General features: G+C 45.5%; 4 protein-coding genes. All 4 read left to right on the forward strand.

The genetic code is table 11. From position 1 onward, the window contains the following. The first annotated feature begins 479 nt into the window (after positions 1–479). The gene (locus GXO74_06285) at positions 480–1,817 is read left to right on the forward strand and encodes an ATP-binding protein (GenBank protein NOZ61271.1); all 1,338 of its coding nucleotides are present in this window, start codon (positions 480–482) and stop codon (positions 1,815–1,817) included. A 263-nt stretch (positions 1,818–2,080) separates the two neighbouring features. Beyond that, positions 2,081–2,956, forward strand: coding sequence for an electron transfer flavoprotein subunit beta/FixA family protein (locus GXO74_06290; protein ID NOZ61272.1), 876 nt, complete (start codon positions 2,081–2,083; stop codon positions 2,954–2,956). Between the two features lie 44 nt (positions 2,957–3,000). Further along, entirely contained in the window at positions 3,001–4,014 is a 1,014-nt protein-coding gene (locus GXO74_06295) for an electron transfer flavoprotein subunit alpha/FixB family protein (protein ID NOZ61273.1), read from the forward strand. Between the two features lie 36 nt (positions 4,015–4,050). Further along, positions 4,051–5,635, forward strand: a 1,585-nt coding sequence (locus tag GXO74_06300) for an acyl-CoA dehydrogenase (protein NOZ61274.1), incomplete at its 3' end; no start/stop codon positions are given.

The following is a 5,635-nucleotide window of genomic DNA, read 5'->3' on the forward strand; positions in this document are numbered from 1 at the left end:
GGTTAAAATTGTTAGTGATTTTGATGAATGCTTATTGCAGTTTCATTGCTATTTTTCAACAGAACATTTGCCAAAAGCAGGCACAGAGAAATAGATTCAGCGGTAGAATAGACGAAGGGCGAACAAAACAGGCTGCGGGAAGCTGTCAGGCCTGCCTTTGCTTTAGCTGTCTAAAATTAAAAAAATAAAAGCTAAAGTCAAGTGTTTTTTACGTTTTTTCAGAAAAAACTACACGAGATGCCGAATAATCAGTGCCCGACTGCTGAAACTAATTCCCAAGATTGCCCTCGCAGCTTTCGCAGATAGGTGCAGACAAGAACCATCAGCGTGAATCTACGCTATCAGCGAGAGATTTTTTGCACCTTGAAGGTGTACTACACCCGGAACAATGAGAGATACTCATTTTCTGAATTTTGTGCTTGACAATGACTGATTTTTTTTATAAATTTGTTCAAATGTTTAATCAATTTTATGAAAATATGACTCGGTACATCGAAAAAATAGACCGAATCGTCAAACAGGGTAAAATTCTGCTGCTGTTAGGACAGAGAAATTCCGGGAAAAGGAAAATCATTGAGAAATTTGCCTCGAAACTCATGAATAGCGAGGGAGTTGATCCGGGTCGTGTGTTTGGCTTTGATCTTGATGATATTTTAGAGCGGCTCGATTTAGAGGAAAATATTTTCTTTTTCAAAGAAAAAATCGAGCAGCGGCTGGGAAAATCGCTGGCGGATGTCAAAAAGCCGGTTGTCATCGTTTTTCTGCAAATTCAGAATTTACCGAAAATCTTTTCTGCCATTGCCCGGCTGAAAGAGAGCAATCCGGCGAACATTGTCATTTTGATGACCAGTTCCATCGATTTGACGGATAATAAGGCTTTTGCCAAAAATTTACAGCCGCTCACTGAAACTATTCGCGTTTTCAGCGGCGGGATCAACGAAATCATCGACGCGCGCGTGACGCCGCTGAACGGAAATTCGGTATTGGAATCGATTTTCTGTGAATCGTTGTCCGTAGAAAAATTTCAGAGATTAGCTGCTATTGTCGCCGGACATGAGGAAAAGATCAGGCAATTTCAACGGGACTATTTGCTTTTCGGTGTGTTACCGGAAATTTTTGAAACCGATATCCCGAACAAGCGCTGGCAGATGATCAAAGACCACCTGCGGCTCTTTTTTGAACGGGACTTGCTGCGCGTTTTTCAGATCACGGATTTGCAGAAATTTCGTCAGATACTCACAGTGTTGAGCTTCAACAACGGCAATATTTTGAATCTGTTGAACATGTGCGACGATTTCGGCATCAACCGCAACACCATGCGCAAATATGCGGGCATCATGCGGGATACTTTTTTGATCGATTTTGTGCCGTCGTACAATAAAGAAATCAAAAAGCCGACCATGAAAACGCCGAAGCTCTATTTTCTCAATCCGGGTCTGGTGAATTTTCTCAATCGTGTGCGCGATTACCGTTCCATGGAACAGTCCAAAAATTTCGAGCGGCTGCTGGACAGTATGCTCTATTTGAATTTGCAAATTACCATGCAGCGCTGCGAACAGCCGCCTACGCTGTTTTTTCTCAAAGACTATCAGGATCACGAATTGGATTTCATCATCGATAACGGAAAAGAACTGATCCCGATCGGCATCACCTACGACAATGCGGAAAGAAAGAACAAAATCAAGACGTTCAAATATTACGTGCGCTATTGTTCGCAAATTTCCAATGGAGTTATTTTCGGCGATTTTGATGAAATTGAGTCTTTGGAAATGCGGGGCGCTAAGCTTTATTTGTTGCCGATTTGGATGCTTTTTTGATAGCACGCGGATGAACCGCCAAAAAGATGGCGGTCGTTCCGCGCGGATCGTGCCGGAGGCAGATGCGCCTTTGGCGCATTTTGCGGATTTACACGGATTCAAACAATTTTTAGTTGTAGCTCTTTCTGGAAAAGCAGAATATTTAAATAAAATTTTTAAAAATCCGCGGGGATCCGTTTAATCCGTGTGAATCCGTGTCCCATCAGAATTTAAACTTAAAAATAAAAAAGAGGAGCAAAAAATTGGGTCTAAAAATTGTTGTCATGGTCAAACAGGTTCCGGATACGAAACGCATCATTGGCAATGCCATGAAAGAAGACGGAACCGTCAACCGCTCCGCGCTGCCGGCGATTTTCAATCCTGAAGATTTGCACGCGCTGGAGCTGGCTCTTTCTCTCAAAGACAGGTACGAAGGAACAGTCACTGTGCTCACCATGGGACCTCCCAGTGCAGCGGAAGTGCTTCGCGAATCGCTGTATCGCGGCGCAGATAAGGCTTTTCTGATCACAGACAGAAAATTTGCCGGTGCGGATACTCTTGCCACTTCTTACACGCTTGCCAAAGCCATTCGGAAAATTGAGCCGGATTTTGATCTGGTGGTTTGCGGCAGACAGGCAATTGACGGAGACACCGCCCAGGTCGGTCCGCAGACGGCTGAGAAGCTGGGGATTCCCCAGATTTCTTACGTTGAGAATATTGACAAATTGGAAGACGGAAAAATTACAACGAAACGAGTCATCAAAAATGGCGCTGAATGGGTACGCTGCCCCATGCCGATGCTGATGACTGTTGTCGAGTCAGCCAATGAACCGCGGCCTCCGCGGGCGAAACGCCTGATGAAATACAAAAATGCCGCGACTGTCCTGGAATTGGATAATTTGCTGCACAAATTTCCTGAATTTCAGGATCAGGAATCGCTGAAAAATTACTTGCAGAAAAAAGGCTTACTCATTCCCATCATCACAGTCGCAGATTTGAAAGTGGAGGAAGAACGCATTGGGCTGAAAGGTTCACCCACGCGGGTGAAGAAAATCGACAGCGTGGTGCTTGCCGGAGGCGAACTCAAAATTTTCGAGAGTTCAGACGAGGCAGTGCAAGAGCTCATTCATGAACTGGTAGAAGATTATATTGTCAGCTAACAATTTTAAAATCGGAAATTCGGAAAAATAAATCAGGTGATTATATGAATACAAATAAAGACGTTTGGGTTTTTATTGAAACCAACAACAACAAAATAGAAGAGGTCTCGCTGGAACTGCTGGGAAAAGCGAAGGAATTGGCAGCAGACCTGGGCAGCCGCTGCGCTGCACTATTCATCGGAAATGGTAACGACGAAAAAATAAATGATATTGCTGCTCATGGTGCTGAAGTTATTTACGCAATTTCTCATCCGGAACTTGCCAAATATCGCACGCTTCCTTACACCACAGCGGCAGTGCAGGTGATTCAAAAATATCAGCCAGAAATTTTGCTCTTTGGCGCCACTCCGACCGGACGCGATCTGGCGCCGCGAATCGCCTCTACGCTGAAAACGGGACTGACCGCCGACTGCACGGATTTGCGCATCGGCGATTACACTTTTCACAAGAAAACTTACGAAAAAATTCTCTATCAAATTCGCCCGGCGTTCGGCGGAAACATCATTGCGACCATTGTCAATCCTGAAAACAGACCGCAGATGGCAACTGTCCGCGATGGTGTAATGCCTGTGCCTGAGCCTGATCATTCCCGCAAGGCTGAAATTATCCGCGAAGAAGTTACTTTTAACGACAACGACTTTGCCGTTGAAGTTTTGCGTCAGGAATTTGAAGAAAAAACCGTGGATTTAAAGAGCGCTCCCATAATCGTCGCTGGCGGGTACGGCGTTGGCAGTAAGGAAAATTTTCAGCTCATCCAGGAACTCGCCGATGCTCTGGGCGGAGAGGTTGCCGGTTCGCGCGCTGCAGTGGACGCCGGATTTGTGCCCAAGGAGCGGCAGGTCGGACAAACCGGTACAACGGTGAGACCTAAACTTTACATTGCCGTGGGAATTTCCGGCGCGGTTCAGCACACAGCGGGAATGAAAGACGCGAAAAAAATCATTGCGATCAACAATGATCCTGAAGCGCCGATTTTCAAAATTGCCCACTACGGCATCATCGGCGATCTCAACGAAGTCGTTCCCAAACTCATTACCCATTTTCGTAAACATCAATAAAATCGGACGAAAAGACTGAAAGATAAAGGAAAGATCATGGCAAATTTTTATTTGGATAATGCGGATATTCAATTTCTCATGAAGCATCTTGACCTGGAAGAAGTGATTCGACTCATTGAAAATGACTTCCGGGAAAAAGATGAATTTGATGAGGCCCCTCGAAATGTCGAGGAAGCAAAAGAAAATTACCACCTCGTCCTGTCCAATCTGGGCGAGATGTGCGCAGAAAAAATCGCTCCCGAAGCCCCTGCTGCAGACGAAGAAGGTGCAAAATTCTGGGAAGGAAATGTGTTTTACTCCATTCCCACGCAAAAAGCGATGAAATTGCTCAGAGATGCGGAATTGATGGGATTCACTCTGCCGCGAAAATACAGCGGATTAAATTTCCCTGTGACTATTTATTCCATCGCCATCGAATTAGTCTCGCAGGCTGAAGCCGGATTGCAAAATATTTTTGGTTTGCAGGAAATTGCAGCCACGATTAATGAATTTGCAGACGAAGAAATCAAGGCAAAATATCTGCCTTTGTTTGCCTCAGGGAAAGTCACCGGCGCCATGGTACTCACCGAGCCGGAAGCAGGTTCTGATTTGCAGGCTGTGCAACTGAAAGCGACTTTTGATGAAAAAGAAAATTGCTGGCGGCTGAAAGGAAACAAACGTTTTATCACAAACGGCAATGCCGATGTAGCGCTGATTCTGGCGCGATCTGAGCCCGGTACTTCCGACGGACGCGGATTGTCCATGTTTTTATATGAGCGTGACGAGACTGTGGTCGTCCGGCGTATTGAAAATAAATTGGGCATTCACACTTCTCCGACTTGCGAACTGCAATTTAATGACACCAAAGCAATTTTGATCGGAAAGCGCCGCATGGGACTGATCCGTTACGTGATGGCTCTGATGAACGGCGCCAGACTGGGAATCGCCTGTCAGGGTCTCGGAATCGCTCAGGCTGCTTACAACGAGGCTCTGAAATATGCCGAGGACAGAGAACAATTCAAGAAAAAAATTATCGACATGCCGCCGGTTTTCGACATGCTGGCAAATATGAAGATGAAGATTGAGGCCGCGCGCGTGCTCACCTACGAAACGTCAATCATTGTGGATAAAAAGAAATTGCTGGAACACAAAATTGCGCATAGCGAGCAAAGAAATCCGGAAGACAAAAAGAAGCTCAAATATTACGACGCGTTGGCAGCCACTCTGACGCCCATGGCAAAATATTACGCTTCGGAAATTGCCAATGAAGTGGCGGACGATGCGATTCAGATTCACGGCGGCACTGGTTACATGAAAGAATTCAACGTGGAGCGCCATTATCGGGATGCGCGAATCACCAATATTTACGAAGGCACATCTCAATTGCAGGTTGTCGCAGCCATCGGCGGCGTGCTGACACGCGCGTTGGAACCGGAGTTTGAACATTTGATGAATTTAATCGCGGATTCCGAACAGAAAGTGCATTTGAAAACGCTGAAAAAATGCCACGAGCGATTGAATCAAGCCATTGACTATCTGAAAGAAAAAGATGACTCTGAATATCTTTCATTTTACGCCAGACAGGCAGTGGACATGGCGATGGAACTTTACATTGCGCTTCAGTTGCTTTATTACGCGCGAT

This window comes from Calditrichota bacterium (genome assembly GCA_013152715.1).
In the GTDB taxonomy this organism is placed as follows: domain Bacteria; phylum Zhuqueibacterota; class Zhuqueibacteria; order Thermofontimicrobiales; family Thermofontimicrobiaceae; genus 4484-87.

What these genes read in the sequence shown, in the direction of transcription:
- GXO74_06295 (NOZ61273.1), top strand. Translation starts at nt 3,001, where the DNA reads ATGAATACAAATAAAGACGTTTGGGTTTTTATTGAAACCAACAACAAC.
- GXO74_06285 (NOZ61271.1), top strand. Translation starts at nt 480, where the DNA reads ATGACTCGGTACATCGAAAAAATAGACCGAATCGTCAAACAGGGTAAA.
- GXO74_06290 (NOZ61272.1), top strand. Translation starts at nt 2,081, where the DNA reads ATGGTCAAACAGGTTCCGGATACGAAACGCATCATTGGCAATGCCATG.